13 protein-coding genes, 3 pseudogenes and 1 other annotated feature are annotated in these 17,713 nt (G+C 62.6%); of the genes and pseudogenes, 4 read left to right on the forward strand and 12 right to left on the reverse strand.

The window, feature by feature from the left end; all coding sequences use genetic code 11:
- Positions 1 to 1,164 (forward strand): IS3 family transposase gene (locus AC0IPL_RS10465; protein ID WP_474272577.1). Its coding sequence is split into 2 segments (ribosomal slippage), with 1,165 coding nucleotides annotated over them: positions 1 to 224 and positions 224 to 1,164; the frame shifts between segments, so codons are not numbered across the junction. This gene is flagged as partial in the annotation.
- Positions 217 to 333: a sequence feature (AL1L pseudoknot), on the forward strand. (Overlaps the previous gene by 117 nt.)
- 102 nt (positions 1,165 to 1,266) lie before the next feature.
- Here AC0IPL_RS10465 and AC0IPL_RS10470 read toward each other — a convergent pair.
- From AC0IPL_RS10470 to AC0IPL_RS10490, 5 genes and pseudogenes are all read right to left on the reverse strand, one after another.
- Positions 1,267 to 2,195, reverse strand: a pseudogene (locus AC0IPL_RS10470) (transposase); the annotation flags it as partial.
- Positions 2,196 to 2,291: 96 nt separating this feature from the next.
- On the reverse strand, positions 2,292 to 2,921 hold the full coding sequence (locus AC0IPL_RS10475) for a nucleoside/nucleotide kinase family protein (RefSeq protein WP_474274268.1): 630 nt from the start codon (positions 2,919 to 2,921) through the stop codon (positions 2,292 to 2,294).
- The gene (locus tag AC0IPL_RS10480) at positions 2,918 to 3,712 is read right to left on the reverse strand and encodes an ATP-binding cassette domain-containing protein (protein WP_474274270.1); all 795 of its coding nucleotides are present in this window, start codon (positions 3,710 to 3,712) and stop codon (positions 2,918 to 2,920) included. Before AC0IPL_RS10480 ends, AC0IPL_RS10475 begins: the two co-directional genes overlap by 4 nt.
- Positions 3,688 to 4,749: an ABC transporter permease gene (locus AC0IPL_RS10485; protein WP_474274272.1), complete on the reverse strand. Its 1,062-nt coding sequence runs from the start codon at positions 4,747 to 4,749 to the stop codon at positions 3,688 to 3,690. Before AC0IPL_RS10485 ends, AC0IPL_RS10480 begins: the two co-directional genes overlap by 25 nt.
- A 115-nt stretch (positions 4,750 to 4,864) precedes the next feature.
- Positions 4,865 to 5,875, reverse strand: coding sequence for a substrate-binding domain-containing protein (locus AC0IPL_RS10490; RefSeq protein ID WP_474274273.1), 1,011 nt, complete (start codon positions 5,873 to 5,875; stop codon positions 4,865 to 4,867).
- Between the two features lie 187 nt (positions 5,876 to 6,062).
- Between AC0IPL_RS10490 and AC0IPL_RS10495 the strand changes: the two genes are divergently transcribed.
- Positions 6,063 to 7,262, forward strand: a complete 1,200-nt coding sequence (locus AC0IPL_RS10495) for an ROK family transcriptional regulator (protein ID WP_474274644.1) — start codon at positions 6,063 to 6,065, stop codon at positions 7,260 to 7,262.
- A gap of 36 nt (positions 7,263 to 7,298) precedes the next feature.
- Here AC0IPL_RS10495 and AC0IPL_RS10500 read toward each other — a convergent pair.
- From AC0IPL_RS10500 to AC0IPL_RS10530, 7 genes and pseudogenes are all read right to left on the reverse strand, one after another.
- Positions 7,299 to 7,523, reverse strand: a pseudogene (locus AC0IPL_RS10500) (IS5/IS1182 family transposase); the annotation flags it as partial.
- A gap of 39 nt (positions 7,524 to 7,562) precedes the next feature.
- Positions 7,563 to 7,732, reverse strand: a pseudogene (locus AC0IPL_RS10505) (IS3 family transposase); the annotation flags it as partial.
- 105 nt (positions 7,733 to 7,837) lie between these two features.
- On the reverse strand, positions 7,838 to 9,379 hold the full coding sequence (locus tag AC0IPL_RS10510; RefSeq protein ID WP_474274275.1) for an indolepyruvate oxidoreductase subunit beta family protein: 1,542 nt from the start codon (positions 9,377 to 9,379) through the stop codon (positions 7,838 to 7,840).
- Complete coding sequence (locus tag AC0IPL_RS10515) at positions 9,379 to 11,541, reverse strand: thiamine pyrophosphate-dependent enzyme (RefSeq protein ID WP_474274277.1); 2,163 nt, start codon at positions 11,539 to 11,541, stop codon at positions 9,379 to 9,381. The genes AC0IPL_RS10510 and AC0IPL_RS10515 overlap by 1 nt, the downstream gene beginning before the upstream one ends.
- Positions 11,542 to 11,571: 30 nt before the next feature.
- Positions 11,572 to 12,072: a MarR family winged helix-turn-helix transcriptional regulator gene (locus tag AC0IPL_RS10520; protein ID WP_474274279.1), complete on the reverse strand. Its 501-nt coding sequence runs from the start codon at positions 12,070 to 12,072 to the stop codon at positions 11,572 to 11,574.
- A complete protein-coding gene (locus AC0IPL_RS10525; protein WP_474274281.1) occupies positions 12,069 to 13,628 on the reverse strand; it encodes a phytoene desaturase family protein in 1,560 nt (519 codons plus the stop codon). The genes AC0IPL_RS10520 and AC0IPL_RS10525 overlap by 4 nt, the downstream gene beginning before the upstream one ends.
- 6 nt (positions 13,629 to 13,634) lie before the next feature.
- Positions 13,635 to 14,426: a cyclase family protein gene (locus AC0IPL_RS10530; protein ID WP_474274283.1), complete on the reverse strand. Its 792-nt coding sequence runs from the start codon at positions 14,424 to 14,426 to the stop codon at positions 13,635 to 13,637.
- A gap of 118 nt (positions 14,427 to 14,544) precedes the next feature.
- Here AC0IPL_RS10530 and AC0IPL_RS10535 point away from each other — a divergent pair, with 118 nt between their 5' ends.
- Positions 14,545 to 16,116 (forward strand): phytoene desaturase family protein, encoded by a 1,572-nt coding sequence (locus AC0IPL_RS10535; protein ID WP_474274285.1) that lies wholly within the window; start codon positions 14,545 to 14,547, stop codon positions 16,114 to 16,116.
- A gap of 58 nt (positions 16,117 to 16,174) precedes the next feature.
- The gene (locus tag AC0IPL_RS10540) at positions 16,175 to 17,701 is read left to right on the forward strand and encodes an ABC transporter substrate-binding protein (protein WP_474274287.1); all 1,527 of its coding nucleotides are present in this window, start codon (positions 16,175 to 16,177) and stop codon (positions 17,699 to 17,701) included.
- Positions 17,702 to 17,713: the final 12 nt, after the last annotated feature.

Raw genomic sequence — 17,713 nt, forward strand, 5'->3', positions numbered from 1 at the left:
CAACCAGGGCCAGCACAGTTCCCGCTGGCAGGCGATCATGTCGATCTCCGCGAAGATCGGCTGTTCGGCGCACACTCTGAATGAGTGGGTGAAGAAGGCAGAGGTCGACAGCGGCAAGCGGGCGGGCGTTCCAACCGATGTGGCCGACAAACTGAAGGCGCTGGAGCGGGAGAACCGCGAGCTGCGCCAGGCGAACGAGATCCTCCGCAAGGCATCAGCGTATTTTGCGATGGCGGAGCTCGACCGCCGGTCGAAGTGATGGTGTCATTTATCGACATGCATCGCGCGGAGTATGGGGTCGAGCCGATCTGCACTGTCCTGCCGATTGCCCCTTCCACGTATTACGACCACCTGGCGAAGCGGGCTGATCCGGCCCGGTGGTCGGACCGTGCCCGGCGTGACGCGGCATTGCGGCCCGAGATCCGGCGGGTTTTCGAAGAGAACTGGCGAGTCTATGGCGTGCGGAAGGTCTGGCGGCAATTGCAACGGGAAGGTTTCGACGTCGCCCGCTGCACGGTCGCCCGGCTGATGAGGAGCATGGGTATTCAAGGTATCATCCGGGGCAAGCCGCACAAGACGACTGTGCCCGACAAGAAGGCCCCATGCCCGCTGGATAAAGTGAACCGGCAATTCCGGGTGCCTGCTCCAAATATGCTCCGGGTGAGCGATTTCACCTATGTCGCCACCTGGAAGGGGTTCACCTATGTCGCCTTCGTTGTCGATGCCTATGCCCGCAAGATCGTTGGTTGGCGTGTCAGCACCTCGGCGCATGCCGGGTTCGTTCTCGATGCGCTGGAGCAGGCTGTTCACGAGCGGCGGCCGACAAAGGCGATGGGGCTTGTTCACCACTCCGACCGCGGCAGCCAATACCTGTCGATCAAGTACACAGAGCGGTTGGGAGAAGCTGGTATCGAGCCCTCTGTCGGCAGCGTTGGGGACAGCTATGACAACGCGCTGGCCGAAACGATCAACGGTCTCTTCAAGGCCGAGGTCATTCACCGCCGCGGTCCTTGGCGAAACTTCGAAGCGGTGGAATACGCAACACTCGAATGGGTGGACTGGTTCAACAACCGCCGTCTGCTCGAGCCTATCGGGAACATTCCGCCGGCAGAAGCAGAGGCCAATTTCTACGCCGCTCTGGAAACTGAGGCACGAGCCGCGTAACTAACTGAAATCAGCCTCCGGCAAACCCGGCGCGGTTCAATCCGTTCCCCGGATGCCACTCGACCTGCTGACCTAAACAGCCAGAATTTCCCGACATAGGACGTTGTCGACTCGAATGGTTCGGGGCGCACCGCGCCATTCGATGATCTGGTTCAGTGCCTTGACGACGCGTTCCGCGGGCAGCGAGAAGTCGACCGCGATGCCGAGCCCTTCACGGTTGAAGTCGTCCAGGCGTTCAGGAGCCGGAACTGACGCCCGCCCCCGAGGCGACCCGCCATGAAGCCCATCGACCAGACCTCATTCGGTGCCTCAGGCACGGCCAGTTCATCCGGCTTCTCCCGCTTCAGACGCTTGCGCGGCTTGATTGTCACCCGGCAGGGCATCCCGCAGGGATGTCCCGAGAGGGGCGCAGGTTCAGCTCCAGCTCACAGTAGATCCTGTAGACGCGCTTGTGATTCCACACGTGGCCTTGGACATTGCGCAGATACAGAAAGCACAGCCCGAAGCCCCGGGTCTTCCTCGCCTTCGTAAGCCCAAGCAGCAGATCGGCGATCTGCTCGTTTTCGTCATCCCGCTTCGGGCTGTACCGATAGCAGGTCTCGCTGACATCGAATGCCCGACAAGCCAGCGCGATGCTGACGCCCTTCATCGCCACCGCTTTCACGGCCAGCTCTCGGCGTTGAGCTGGCCGGATCGTTCGATCCTTCTTTCGAACCAGTGGCGTTCAGGATCTTACTTATCCGAGCGCCTCCTTGAGCAGGTCGTTCTGCATGCTGACATCGGCAAACATGCGTTTCAGGCGTCGGTTCTTTTCGGCCATAGCCGCTCGCCATTGTCCTCGGACCAATGGCGGACAAAGGCTCGCTCTCACTGATGAGACTGGCGTCCATGCCGCCATACCTCGCCCGCCACTTGTACAGCGTGGCGCTGCTCATCCCATGCTCACGGCACAGCTCGGCGGCTGGAACACCGCCCTCCATCTGGCGCAGCACACCCATGATCTGCGCTTCTGTGAAAGGTGTCTTCTTCATTGGAATCTCCTCAGTCATCCTGCCGAGAAAATTCTACTTCCGCATCCCCCTAAGATCGGGGGATTACCCTCTCAAGACTGCTTTGATCGAGACAAACTACCCATTCACTATCACATCTGCTGCCAGCGTATCCTCGACGACCCGACGTGCATTCGGGAGGTCGTTAGCATTAATCTTCGCTTCGGCTTCCTCTTCCGGCACTTTATAGAAATGCCAACGTTCGCGCAGGCGCACTTCGAGAACCTCGACAGGCACGTCCAAGCGGATAGAGTAGTCCCAGGATTTTGCGATGTCGCGCCAGATAGGGGCATCCAGGAGAAGGTAATTGCCTTCCACGATTACGATCTCGCAACCGGCTGAGATGCGTCCGGCGCCTGCAATTGACCGATCAGCCTCTCTGTCGAAAACGGGGAAATACACGACATCATCTGATCGAAGCGCGTCCAATAGGCGCAAAAGGCCCGCGGCATCAAAGCTGTCAGGCGACCCTTTGCGGTGAACAAGGTTCATTTCGTACAGAATGCCATTGTCCAGATGAAACCCATCCATGGGAACAACCGCCGCAGGGTTTCCGCGGTCTGTGAGATCCTGAGCGACCTTCGCAGCCAATGTGCTTTTGCCAGAGGCCGGTGGTCCGGCCAAAGCAACAAGCTTGCGCCGCCCGGAAAATGGCGCTCCCAAGATTAAATCCGGCAGCGCCTCGGTCGTTGACAGCACCGTGCTCATGCTGCGCCATGCGCGGGAGGTTCTTTGGCCCCGGTCATAAAGGCCACCGCGTCGGACATGGTGTAGTCCTTCGGGTCGATGGTACACAGGCGCTTACCCAGTCGGTGGATATGGATCCGGTCGGCGACCTCGAACACGTGCGGCATGTTGTGGCTGATCAGAATGATCGGAATCCCCCGGGCGCGCACATCTTTGATGAGCTCGAGAACCCTGCGGCTTTCTTTGACACCAAGCGCCGCCGTTGGCTCATCCATGATGATGAACTTGGTGGCAAAGGCCGCCGCGCGAGCCACAGCAACACCCTGGCGTTGACCGCCCGATAGCGTTTCGACAGGCTGCTTGATGGATTGCACTGTCATCAGGCCAAGCTCGGTCAGCTTTTCGCGGGCAAATTTCTCCATCGCTGGCTTGTCCAGCATCCGAAGGACAGTGCCCGCAAAGCCCGGTTTGCGCAGCTCACGCCCGGTGAACATGTTGTCTGCAATAGACAGTGCAGGAGAGAGTGCCAGGTTCTGATAGACGATCTCGATTCCCATTTCACGCGCTTCGATTGGCGAAGAGAACTTTACAGGCTTGCCTTCAATCAGGATCTCTCCTTCGTCTGGGACCGTGGCACCGCAGATTGCTTTGACGATCGAGGATTTGCCCGCCCCGTTGTCTCCGATTACCGCCAGAATTTCACCTGGGCGTAGTTCAAAATCGGAGTGGTCAATGGCGGTGACATGGCCATAGCGTTTGACGATTCCTTTGGCTTGGACGACAGGTGTCATGCGGAAACCCTCCGGATCCATTGGTCAATTGCGACTGCGATGATGATAAGCCAGCCGATGGCAAAGACCTGCCACAGCACGTCCACGCCGGCCATGCGAAGACCTGATTGAAAGACGCCCACGATCAGCGCGCCAAAGAGCGCGCCCATGATGGATCCACGCCCGCCGAAGAGAGAGATCCCCCCGATCACCACGGCCGTGATGGATTGCAGGTTCCCTTCATAGAAGGATTGCGGGGAGATAGAGCCGACCCGACCGATTGAGGCCCACCCGGCAATGGCGCAGACCAGCCCTGCCAGCATGTAGACCGAAACCAAGGTGCGTTCGGTTCGAATGCCGGACATTTCCGCCGCTTCCATATCATCGCCAATGGCATAGACGTGGCGGCCCCAGGCCGTTTTGTTCAACATGTACCAGAGCACGACGAAAATTACGATCATCAGGATGACGCCAAAGGTGATGCGCGCACCGCCGACCGTGAATGCATTGCCAAAGAATTTCAGGAATTCAGCGTTCTTGTCGATGTCTTGACTGCGAATGGACTGCGCGCCGGACAGCCAGAGGTTCAGCGCAAAGAAGATCGACCACGTGCCCAGCGTGGTGATGAACGGGGGCAGCTTGATCTTGGTAATCAACAGTCCGTTCATAGCGCCCGCAGCCATACCGCCCAAACAACCCAAAAGGATCGCCAGAGGGGACGGGACGCCCATATTCACGGCCAGATTGCCCATGATTACTGACATCAGGATCATGATTGCTGCGACAGACAGGTCGATGCCCGCGGTGATGATGATTAGCGATTGTGCCGCGGCCAGCATGCCGATGATGGACACTTGCTGCATGATCAATGACAGGTTGAACGCGGAAAAGAACCGCCCACCCGCGATGATCCAGAATGCCACCAGGCTTAGCACCAAGACGATGACTGGTACGAAGGTTGGGTTGTTGTGCAAGATGTGCTGGACGCGTTCCAACAATGTGTGGTGCCGGGGCGCGAACTGGGCGACCTTCGTGTCGCTGGACTCCAAGATCTGTTCGTAGCCTGCTTTGATTGTCATGGCGATCTCCCCCCGCCGCTAGCCTAAGCCTGGGCGTCGAGTCTGGTCAAAGATGTTGATGGATCGGTTGAAACCGAGGCGGATTTCGCCCCGGTTCCATTTGCTCAGGCAGGGGTTAGCCCCAGCATTTGTCCATGCCCTCGGCCGAGGTCAGCGACGGAATACCATCCACCGGTTCGTCCGTAATCAGCTCAACACCGGTGTCGTAGAAATCCAGACCCTCGGTGTTCTGCGGCTTGGTACCTGTTTCCGCCCAATTTTTGATGGCTTCGATACCAAGCGAGGCCATCAGCAGCGGGAACTGCATCGAGGTCGCGCCGATCACCCCCTCCGAGATGTTTTGAACGCCGGGGCAGCCGCCGTCCACCGACACGATCATCACATCGTTTTCGCGCCCCAGCGATTTCAGCGCCTCATATGCACCGGCCGCGGCGGGTTCGTTGATGGTATAGACCACGTTGATTTCAGGATCGATCTGCAACAGGTTTTCCATCGCAGTCCGGCCACCTTCTTCGTTGCCATTGGTGACGTCATTGCCGACGATGCGTGGATCGTCTTCGTCGCCAATGTCGGTCGGGTCCTTGATGTCGATGCCAAAGCCCTGAAGGAAACCATTGTTGCGCAGGTAGTCGACAGAGATCTCGGATGCGTTCAGGTCCAGCAGGGCGATCTTGGCGTTTGCAGCTTCGTCACCTAGTTTGGCCGCGGCCCACTGGCCGATCAGAACACCGGCTTTGAAGTTATCGGTGGCAAAGGTTGCATCCGCAACGCTGGCAGGTTCGAACGGGGTGTCCAGAGCGATGACCAAAGCGCCAGCTTCGCGAGCCTGGGTGATCACCGGTGTCAGGGCGCGGCTGTCGGTCGGGGTGATCAGAATGCCTTTGGCGCCGGATGCGATGCAGGTTTCAACCGCTGCGACCTGACTTTCTACGTCGCCATCGATTTTGCCGGCATAGGTGGACAGATTGATACCGTTTGCCTCAGCCGCTGCAGTCGCGCCTTCCTTCATCTTTACGAAAAACGGGTTGGTGTCAGTCTTGGTGATCAGGCATGCGTTGACTTCCGCATATGCCGCGCCAGCCATCGCGGTTAGGGAAATGACCGAAGATGTCATCAGTTTTTTCATGGTTTCCTCCCATCCATGTCAGTTCGAAACATTTGGCCGCCTCCCGCTGGCCACGCACCCGCACTGTCGCAGGCTGGACTATAATAGGCCCGATTCTGCAGTGTGCGTCAATAAGTTTGTAAACTTTACTAACTTATAGTCTCCAGCTATCTTTCCTTCAGATGGTAGGGGAACTATTGTGTCTGACATGGACGGCGACATCACAAACAGGCGGCGCGGAGGCGTGAATCAAAGCGGTCTACGTGACCATAATGAACGCCTGATCCTGTCGATATTTCAGCGCCATAAGTCGGTTCCCGCGGCCGAGCTTGCCCGCCGGACTGGCCTTTCAAAACCTACGGTCTCTGCAATCCTGAGAAACCTCGAAGCAGATGGTCTGGTCCGTCGGGGCGATCCGGTGCGCGGTAAGGTGGGCAAGCCGTCCATTCCTATCGAACTGAATCCTGATGGTGTGTTTTCGGTAGGACTGAAAGTCGGGCGGCGCAGCGCGGACTTGTTGTTGCTAGACTTCGCCGGAACGGTACGCGGGCAACTGCAAACGACCTATGGCTACCCAATGCCCGACGCGGTTTTCGGGTTCCTGGAAACTGGTTTGAAGGCCCTGCTCGGAGGCCTCTCGGAAAGTCATCGGAGCCGTGTGTGCGGAATCGGGATCGGGACGCCATTTGAACTCTGGAAATGGCACGATCTGACAGGCCTGGCCGCCGAAAAATTTCGCTCATGGAAAGATGTGAACTTTGAGAATGAGGTCGCCCGTTTCAGTGACCTTCCGGTCTATATGGTCAATGATTCTACGGCGGCCTGCCATGCGGAACACCTGTACGGACGGGGCAAGGAATACCGAGACTTTGCGTATTTCTTTATTGGAGCATTTATCGGGGGGGGGGTCGCGCTGAATGGAACGGTCTTCGAAGGTAGCCAGGGGAACGCTGGCGCTTTGGGATCTATGCGCACAACTGGCCCGTTGGGGGAAAGTCAACAACTGATTGATACTGCATCCCTTCATCTTCTCGAGGCACGCCTTGTCGAGGCCGGGTTGAATCCGGATCAGCTTTGGCAGGAGCCACAGGATTGGAGCAGCTTGACCCGCTACGTCGATCCATGGATTGGTGAAACCGCTCAGGAATTGGCCAAAGCGTCGCTTTCGATATGTTCGGTGATCGACTTCCAAGCGGTGCTAATCGACGGCGCTTTCCCTGTTGCGGTCCGCGAAACGCTGGTCGAACGGGTGCAGCGTTACCTTGTTAGTCAGGACAAACGCGGCCTGATCACCCCGGAAATCAAGGCTGGCACAGTCGGCAAGAACGCCCGCGGCATCGGTGCCGCCAGCAGCCCTGTCTTCGCGCAATACTTTCTGAATACGAATGCTGGGCTGGCTTCGATTTGACGTCGCAGTTGATGGGTGTTCTCCGCTGTCCCATTCGGGCGTGCAGGCCCGTTTCCCTTTGTCTTTTAACGCTTTCCAACACCAGTCGGGATCACGGCAACGGTCGGCCAGCAGTCCCTCGACCTCTGACAGACTACTCAGCAGTGCCCGCGCAACGGTATAATCACTGACTTGCCCGCCGGTGACGAACAAGCTCAGCGGACGGCCTTGGCTGTCACAGATGGCGTGCAGCTTGGTGTTTGTACCGCCCTTGGTCCACCCCTTCTCGGGACATTGCTGCGCAAGGCCCTGCCGGGCAGTGGATCGCCGGTCCGTGCGTGCAAGCTGAGGCCTCGGAGGCGCGACCGCCTCGCGCTTCACGGCAGGCGATACCACTTATTGGAAACCAGCTCCTTCAGCGCCGTCAGATCCAGCATCTGCGCGGTCAGCAGCTTTTTCAGCTTTGCGGTCTCGCCTTCAAGCGCCTTGAGGACATCTTTTTCTTTTGGACTGCGTTTCAAACGCGGCCAGCCGTTTGCCTGCGCGGCCTGGGGTATGCCGCCGGTTCCACCACCGCGGCTTGCCACGGGGGCCGGTCAGGTGAAGCTGGCGATGGTCTTCAGCGCGCCATCCAGCGCCTCTCCCTTTTCGTCTTGCAGGGCAGCTTCGCGCAGGCGGGCGACCCACTCGGGGCCGTCGTCGCGCGCTTCCACCATGCGCGCCCCGTCCAGCACCCGGGAAAACTTGCTCAGGCCCCGGGCGTGGGTGTCGGAGTAGCCCTTGATCAGGCGTCGGCAGCGGATCACCTCCACCGCCATGCCGTAGCGGGCGGGCAGGTAGCCCATCGCCATCGCCAGCCATGCGTCCAGATGCGCCTGCTCCACCGCGTGGCGGCGGGTGCGGCGGCGCCAGAATTTCAGCCCGCCGAGCACATAGAGCATCAGGAAGCCGCGCAGGCTGTCGGTGCGGATGCGGCGGCCCTTGCTGAACAGCTTCTCCAGCCGCGCCATCTGTCGCGGGTTGGCCTCCACCCTTGCGCCCAGGCGGGCAGGCAGGAGGCTTGCGATCTCCTCCGCCCGCGGGTGCAGGTAGTCGGTGAGGGTCATCAGCTTGCCGTCCGCCTTCATCTCGTCCTCGATCCGGCCAAAGCGGCTGGCCCGGGTCTTGAGGTCGGCCACCCGGATCACGTCGTCATAGGCCATGGCGTTGGCGATGTATTTCGCGGCCTCGCGGCTCAGCTCATACTCACGGTCCGCGCTGTCCATGGACAGTACCTGATCGAGGCGTGAGAGATATTCCCGGCCAAACGCCAGGTCCTGGAACTCCACAACCTTCTGCAGGCCGGGCAGGGCCATCTCCTGCACCGCTTCCGGCATGTCCGCCACGCAGGCGGCGAGCTTCCGCCATTTGCGCAGTTTGCCTGCGGGGCCATGCGGCTGGGCAGGTGCGGCGGGCGCGGGCGCGTCTGCAGGCCGTGGTTCGCCCTCTTTCGCCAGATCGAACCCGGCGGCAAAGGCGCGCAGGCTCGGCTCCACGCCCTTGCCCGCGGCACGGATCGCATCCTCGAAAGCGGAGCGCGGGAAGGGCAGGGCGCCGGAGCCTGCAAGCGCCCCGAAAAGCGACGCGGAAATCACCGATCCGGCCCCGGTAGCGGCGCGCTCCATGTCGGCCATGACCAGCTTGCGCGCCGCGGTCTCCGCCGCCGCGCGCACCTCGGAAGCATCGGCCATCCCGTCGCCCGGCACCATCTTTTCCGACACCGCAAGCGCGCGGTGGGTGGAGGCGATGAGCGTGGTGCGGTCGGGCGTCACAAAACCGCGCAGGATCGAGCGGCCGGCCTCCATCATCTCCGCAGCGATCATGATGTCGACGTCGCCGGGCGCGGGCGCGAGGGAGAACACCGGGTCCGGCACCGTCCCCGGCGCCATTTCGATGTAGTAGATCGTGGCCCCCGTGCGCTGAGCGACACCCGCGACGCTGGTGGCCTGTGCGTGGTAACCTTCAGCGCGGGCGAGCGCTTCGATCCAGCTTGTCAGGACCCCGCCGCCCTGGCCGCCGACGGCGAGGATGGCGAGCTTGATCACCTCGGTGGCGGCAGGGCGGGTGTCAGCTGGGTTGATGGGCAATTCGATGGTCATCAGGCGGCCTCCCCCGTGTTATCGCCGGAGAAAGTGAGCTGCCGCGCACGGCGGCGCGCCTGCAGCCAGGCGATTACCTTGCTGCGCAGGCCGGCCCGGTGGCGCTCCCGTTCGGAAGGATTATTCACCACCCGTGCCTCGTAGAAGGAGGGGCAGAGGATTGCCGCATCGGCCACCTCGCCGCAATTGCCGCAGCCGACGCAGGTCTGGTCGATATGCGCCACCGGGTCGTCGCGCAGCGGGTCGTCCAGCTTCTTCAGCGACAGAGACGGGCAGCCCGACAGCCGGATGCAGGCGTGATCGCCGGTGCAGACATCCTGATCGACGCCGAAACGGGGGATCTCCACCCGCGCGCCGTCCTTGATCGCCTTGTTGCGCTGCGGCTTTTCGCGCCGCTGCCGGTTCAGCATGCATTCCGAGGACGCAACGATCACCTTGGGGCCGTCATAATCGGTGGTCAGTGCCTCGCGGATGGTCGCGCGCATCTGTGTGACGTCATAGGTCCGGTCGATCTGTCGGATCCATTTGACGCCCGCGCCCTCCAGCGCCTTGGTGATCGGGTTGTTGGTGGATTTGCTGGCGTTCTGCGCGCGGCTGGACGGGATGTCCTGCCCGCCGGTGGCTGCCGAATAATAGTTGTCGACGATGATCGCCACGCTGTCCGACTTGTTGAACACCATGTTGCCGATCGAGGTACTGAGCCCATTGTGCCAGAAGCCGCCGTCGCCCAGGATCGAGATCGCCCGTTTCTCGCCGCCGCCGTCAAAGGCGGCGTTGGAGGCCGGACCAAGCCCGTAGCCCATGGTCTGGCCGCCGATTTCAAAGGGCGGCAGCGCGGCAAACAGGTGGCAGCCGATATCGGCAGAGATCTGGTGCTTGCCCAGTTCCTGCTCGACCAGCTTCATCGACGCAAAGATCGGCCGCTCAGGGCAGCCGGTGCAGAACCCCGGTGGGCGGATCGGCACTGTCTGGCTCAGGTCCGGGATCTCGGGCGCGGGCGCATTGGGCGCGCGCACTTGGCCCGGCAGCAGATGGGCGGCGTATGTGCGGAAGAAATCATCCAGCCCGTCCATCATCACCTGGCCGGTGTATTCGCCCGCCTTGGGGAAGATGCCCTTGCCTTCGAGCTTGGTGGAACTGCCCGCCTTGAACAGCATCGCGCCAAGCTGCTGCTCGATGAACTCGGGCTGGCCTTCCTCCACCATCAGGACCGCGTCCTTGCCCTCGCAGAACTCCAGCAGATCGCTCCTCACCAGCGGGTAGGCCACGTTCATCACGTAGAGCGGCACCTCGGTGTTGCCGCTGAGGTCCGCCAGCCCGAGCCGTTGCAGGGCGCGGATGACGCTGTTGTACATGCCGCCGAGGCAGATGAGGCCGACCTTGCCGTCTTTCGGGCCGAAGCGTTCGTTCAGGCCGTTGTCCAGAATGAACTTTTCCGCCGCGGGCCAGCGGTTTTCGATCTTGTCGTGCTCGTGCTGATAGGACATCGGCGGCAGCACCACGCGGGCAAAGTCGCGCTGCGGATTGGCCAGCGCGTCGCGCACGGTGAGCGGCGGTCGAAGGTTGTCGCGGCACTCGAAGCTGCCGGTCACGTGGCAGGAGCGGATGCGCACCATCAGCATCACCGGCGTGTTGGACGCCTCTGACAGGGCAAAGCCGTCGCCCACCGACTTCACGATCGACGGCAGGTTGGGGCGCGGGTCCAGCAGCCAGAACTGCGACTTCATCGAAAAGGCATAAGACCGCTCCTGCATGATCGAGGAGCCCTCGCCGTAATCCTCCCCCACGATCACCAGCGCGCCGCCGGTGACGCCGGAGGAGGCGAGGTTGGCCAGCGCGTCGGAGGCCACGTTGACCCCGACGGAACCCTTGAAGGTGACCGCGCCGCGGATCGGGTAGTGCACAGAGGCCGCCAGCATCGCGGCGGCAGCGGCCTCCGAGGCATTGGCCTCGTAGCGCACGCCCAGCTCGCCCAGCAGGTCCTGGGCGTCGGCCAGCACATCCATCAGATGCGAGATCGGCGCGCCCTGATAGCCGCCGACATAGCCGACACCATTCTCCAGAAGAGCCTTGGTGATGGCCAGGATGCCCTCACCGGTGAAGGTATGACCCTCACCCTTGCGCAGATGTTCGACCTCTGCCTTGAACGACCTTTCGGCCATCGGCTCCTCCTTGAGTAATTTGGTGTTCTATCAGATCTGGTGGATCCGCACATTGCGCAGGACGGTTTGCAGCGTGGCGGTGAACTGCCGCCGTTCCTCCAGCCCGATGCCCTCGAACATCTGCTGGTAGGCGGCGGCCACATGCGGCCACAACTTTTCATGGGCGGCGCGGCCGGTTGGCGAAAGGAAGACGCGGGTGGCGCGGCTGTCGTCCGGGTCCGGGCGCCGCTCGATCAGCCCGTCGCGGGCCAACTGGTCCAGCGAGCGGCTGAGCGTCGATTGCTCCACCACCGCATAGACGGCCAGTTCGCGGATCAGCAGACCGTCGAGGACCGACAGCACCGCCAGCGTCCGCATCTGCGCCGTGGTCAGCCCCAGTGCCGCCATTTCGGTCCGCAAGCTGGCGTTGTAGCGGCCCATGATGCGGTTCATCAGATAGGGCGGGAAATTCTCCAGCCCGATTTCGCCCAACCGCGGCATTGGGTCCTGCGGGTGCGCTTCCGCAGCGTGGTCCGTGGTGTCGTCGCTCATGCTCCCATCCTCTTTGCCAGGTTGTATCCGGAGCCGCCGCCAAGGCCCGGTCCGGGGTGGGTCGAGGCCCCGATCAGCGCCAGGTCCTTCACTCCCGTGGCGTTATTGACCGATTGCGGGAAAGGGCGCCAGACAAAGAACTGGTCGAGTGTGCAGGCGCCGCCATAGGGGTCGCCGCCAGCAAGGTTCATGTTGAGCGATTGCAGGTCGGCGGGCGAATAGGCGCGCCGGGCCAGCTTTATCTGTTCGAAATTGGCGATATGGAGGGACAGGACTGCCTCGATCCGATCGGCAAAGGCCTCGCGGGTGGCTTCGGTCCACTCGGGGCTGGCGGTGATTTCGCCCGCGGCATCGCCCTTGATCACGCGCGGCGCATCCGGGATTTGCAGCCACAGGATGGCTTTGCCGTCCGGGCAGCGGCTGGGGTCAAGCCTATGCGGCTGGCCCACGCAAATGGTCGGGGTCTCCGGCAGCATGCCGCGCTCGGCCTCGTTGGCGGATTTCGACACGCTGTCGATCCCGTCGGCAAGATGAATAAGTGCCACGTCCTCCAGCCCTTCGGCGCGCCACTCAGGCTCCGCGTCCAGCGCATAGTGCAGCTGGAAATTGCCGCGCCCGTGGCGGAAGCTGCGCAGCGGTTCCGGGGCCATCTCTTCCGGCAGCAGGCGGCCATAGAGCTGCCCGGGCGTGACCGAGGCAATGACCGAGGCGGCGCGGATCGTCTCGCCCTCCGCGGTCTCCACCCCGCAGGCGCGGCCGCGTTCGGTGAGAATGCGGGTGACGTCGGTGCCGGTGCGGATCTCGCCGCCATTGGCCTCGATCAGCCGCCGGAATGCGTCTGCCGCCGCCCCTGCGCCGCCTTTCACCACCGGCGCGCCTGCCGCTTCCAGGGCAAAGGCAATGACCTGGCCCATCTGGCCCGAATAGGTGCTTTCGGGTGTAAGCCCGCAATGCAGCACCCAGGGCGCCCAGAGTGCCTGGACATCGGCGCTGTTATAAGACGTCTCCAGCCAGCCGCGCGCCGGCTGGAGAGCTTGGCCACCCCATGCCTTGAGCCCGTTCAGCCCCCGCTTCCACGCCTGTTTCGCGACCAGCTTCGCGGTCTGGCGCGACCACAGCGGCCCGCCGAGGAGGCCGAACAGAAACTCAGCATCCGCTTCGATGCCGCCCACGTCCTGCGCGTGACGCGCGCCGTCGCCGGACGAAAGCGCGTCAAAACGTGCCACATTGGCGGCGCGATCCATCTCCAGCACCACCGCGCGTCCGTCCGGACGCAGGACGGCGGTGGGGTGGGCGGTGTGGCAGAACTCCAGTCCGTGCCTTCCCAGATCCTCTGCCAGCTCGGCGTAGGCGGGGGAGGTGAGGAACAGCACGAAGGTCGCCGCCATTACATCGTGGTGGAACCCCGGCACGGTGATCTCGTCGGTGCGCATGCAGCCGCCGATCCGGTCCGAGCGTTCAAGCATCAGCACCTGCTGCCCCTTGCGGGACAGAAGTGCTGCGGCCACCAGCGCGTTGATGCCGGAGCCGATGATGATATGGGGGGCGGCGGCCATCTGGTGTCAGCCCTTTGGCACCAGCGCCAGCGCGCGGATCGGGCTGCCGGTGCCGCGGGCGATCTTCAAGGGGGCCGCAATCAGGATCGCGCCTTTGGCGGGCAGCTTGTCCAGATTGGCGAGCGACGCGAGCCCGAAGCAATTGTCGCGGTGCAAGAGGTTATGCGCCGGGTAGGGCGGATCCATCAGCCCGGCCTGACCCGCATCGGTGCCGATGCACTGGCTGCCCCAGCCGACGATCCCCTTGGAGAGCAGGTACTCCACCGCATCCGGCGTCGGCCCGGGGCTGTGCGGGCCTTCGGCATCTGCGTTGAGGAACGCAGCCTCGTCATGCGCGCGCGTGTCCCAGTCGGTGCGCATCACCACCCATTCGCCCTTGCGGATCTCGCCGTGCTCCGCTTCCCAGGCCTTGATCAGATCGGCGGTGAGCAGGAAATCCGCGTTCTCGGCGCTTTCCTTCGAACAGTCGATCACGTTGACCGGCGCCACCAGCCGCTGCACGTTCAGCGTATCGGTGAAGCCGTCCTCGTAATCCTTACCGGTGATCCAGTGGTGCGGCGCGTCAAAATGCGTGCCGGAGTGTTCGCCCAGCTTCAACCAGTTCCAGGCGAAGAACGGGCCATCCGCGTCATATTCGCTGATCTTGTGGATTTCGACCTTGGGGGTGTTTTTGGCGAAATCTTCCGGCAGTTGAAGGATCGGCGTGTCCGGCCCCAGCGTGCCGGAACAGTCCACCACTTCAATTTCACCCGAAAGAATCTTGGCGCCAAAGTCCGCCAACACGTTGTTTGAAGTCATTTTATCTCTCCTGTTGCCCGCGGTCTGGCGCCGCTTATTGGGTCGCAATAAAGAAACACTAGACAGGTTTATATGCATTTGCAAATATCAATCCATATTGAGTTGAAGGATAGAAGCAATGCCCGCAAGCGCGGACGCAGTGATCATCGGCAGCGGCCACAACTCCCTGGCATGTGCTGCGCATTTGGCCGCAAAGGGCTGGAGCGTCGCGGTTTACGAACGTGCGGGGGAGCCCGGCGGAGCGGTCAAAACGGGGGAGTATACCTTGCCCGGCTTTCGCCACGACTGGGGCGCGATGAACCTGTCACTTTTTGCAGGCTCCCCTTTTCACAAGGTCTACGGCGAGGAGCTTGCCCGCCATGGTCTGTCGTTCGCGCCCGCATCTGATTGTTTTGCATCGGTCTTTCCCGATAGCACCTGGCTGGGGGTGAGCAATGATGCCGCCGTTACCACGAAGCGCATCGCAGGCGAGGATCCCGCCGACGGCGCCGCTTGGGCGGAGCTGACCGAGGCGTTCCCGACACAGGCAGAGACGCTCTTTGGTCTGCTCGGCTCCCCCATCAGAAAGCGTGCATTTGCATCTTTGGGTTGGAAATCCTTCCGCGGCATGGGCGCGGGCGGCATTCTGGACCTGGGCCGCTTCCTCGCCGCATCGCCCCGGGGCTGGCTGGAGGAGACCTTCCGCTCGCCCAAGGTGCGCGCGCTTCTGGCGGCCTGGGGGATGCACCTGGACTTTGCCCCGGATGTCGCGGGCGGCGCGCTTTTTCCCTATCTCGAAGGCCAGGTGAACCAGGCCTTCGGCATGGTGCTGGGTCAGGGCGGGGCGGATGTGATGATCCGCGCCATGGCGGCGATGATTGAGGCAAGGGGCGGCTCGCTCACCTGCAACGCGGACGTGACGCGCATCCTGCAAGAGGGCGGCCGCGCGACGGGTATTGAGCTCGCCAGCGGCGAAGTGGTGCGGGCAAACAAGGCGGTGATTGCCAATGTCGCCCCCTCAGCGCTGCTGCGGCTCACCGGCGGCACGCCGGACAAGCGCTATGATAAGGGGCTCAGCAAATTCGCCCACGCGCCCGGCACGATGATGATCCATCTGGCGATGGACAGCCTGCCGGATTGGGCTGCCGGAGAGGATCTGTCGCGCTTCGCCTATGTTCACATGGCGCCCAGCCTCGACCAGATGGCGGCGACCTACGCGCAGGCCAAGGCGGGGCTCCTGCCCAGCGAGCCGGTGATCGTCTGCGGCCAGCCCACCGCCATCGACCCCTCTCGCGCGCCGGAGGGCAAGCATGTGCTGTGGCTTCAGGTGCGCATGGTGCCAGGGGAGATCATGGGCGACGCGGCAGGGCAGATCGCGGCGAAGGACTGGAACAGCGCGGCAGAGCCAATGGCGGAGCGCGCGCTTGATATCCTGGACCGCTACGCGCCGGGGGTGCGGGCGAAGATCCTCGGCCGCCACGTGGTGAGCCCCGCGATGCTGGAGGCCGACAACCCCAACCTCGTCGGCGGCGATCAGGTCTGCGGCAGCCACCACCTGTCGCAACATTTTATGTTCCGGCCCCTGCGCGGGTTTGCCGATGGCAGCACCCCGGTGCGCGATCTCTACCACACCGGGGCCGCGGTCTGGCCCGGGGCGGGAACCGGAGCCGGGGCGGGATACCTGCTCGGGCAGAAACTGGCCGGCGCATAGGGGCAAAAGACCCCGGCAAAGAAAACAAGCGCCGGCCGCCAACAACAGGGAAAACAAGATGAAACTGACAAGACGCGCGTTACTGCAATCCTCTGCTGCGGGGGCCATGCTGGCCGCCAGCGGCCTGCCCGTCCTCGCCAAGGAGATCGAGGAACTGGTCATTGCCTATCACGTCAACCTGCCCAGCTGGGACCCGACGGTGGGGCCCTCGGCGGTGAACCCGACCATTCAGGGCATCTACCAGTCGGTGTTTGACATGTTCATCCACCAGAACCCGGATCTGTCCTTCGATGCGGGCATCATCACCGGGTATGGCTGGAACGAGGACAAGTCGCAGATCTGGATGGACGTGCGCGAGGGCGTCACCTGGCACAACGGCGATCCGCTCACGCCGGAGGATGTGGTCTGGTCGCTGGAACGCGCGGGCGCGCCCGACACCGGCAACCCGATCCAGTTCATCTGGGGCAAGGTCGGCAACTACGCGATCGACGGCAACCGGGTGACGGCGGACGTGAAGGAATACGAGCCCACGATCTTCAAGTGGATGAGCTTCCTCACCGGCTATGTGCTGCCGAAGAAATATTACGAGGAGGTCGGCGCCGCGGGCTTCGAGGCCAAGCCGGTCGGCACCGGCCCCTACATGGTAGAGAAATTCGAGCGCAACGCCTACGTCCGGCTGAAGGCCAACGACAACTACTGGGGCGGCGCGCCCGAGTTTAAATCAGTGACCATCAAGTTCGTGACCGACGCCGCCAGCCGCGTTGCCGAAGTGGAATCCGGCAACGCCCATGTCACGTTGGAAATGCCCTACGAGGAGTTCGACCGCCTGAAAGGCAAGGCAGGGATCGACGGCACCGCCGCGCCGGTCTCCGACATCGGGATGATCTTTATCAACGATGTCGAGGCGATGACCGATCCCAATGTTCGCAAGGCGATGGCGCATGCGATTGACAAGCAGCTGATCATCGACCGGTTGCTGTCGGGTTATGGTGTTGCCATCGACACGTTGCAGACGCCGGATTACTCGGCCTTCGACGGCTCGATCAAGGTGGCCTACGACCCTGAGAAGGCCAAGGAACTGCTCGCCGCCTCGGGCTACGGGCCGGACAACCCGGTCAAGTTCACCATCCAGACCACCCGTGGTTTCAAGCCCAAGGATTACGAGATCATCCAGGCCATCGTCGGCCTCTGGCGCAAGGTCGGGATCGAGGCGGAGATCGAGGTCTACGAGATCGCCAAGCACTACGAGCTGCGCGCCGCCGACACGCTGGCGCCCGCGGCCTTCTACAACTGGGGCAACGCCATTGGCGACCCGGCGACCTCCACCGGCTTTGCCATGTTCGGCCCCTCGCCGCACTCCGTCTGGGACGGGGAGGAGCTGATGCAGAAGATCATCCCGCTTTGGGGCGAGCCGGACGAGGAAAAGCGCATCGCGGGCTGGAAGGACGTCGACCGCCACATCGCCGACAACGCGCTGGTGATCCCGCTGCTGCAATACGTCCAGCCGATCCTGCACAGTGCCGCGGTGAAGGTGACGCCGCATGCCTCCGGCGCGCTCTTGCCGCATCTTATGACGCGGGCCTGACGCCGACGCCGC

This window comes from Leisingera sp. SA32, assembly GCF_056033425.1.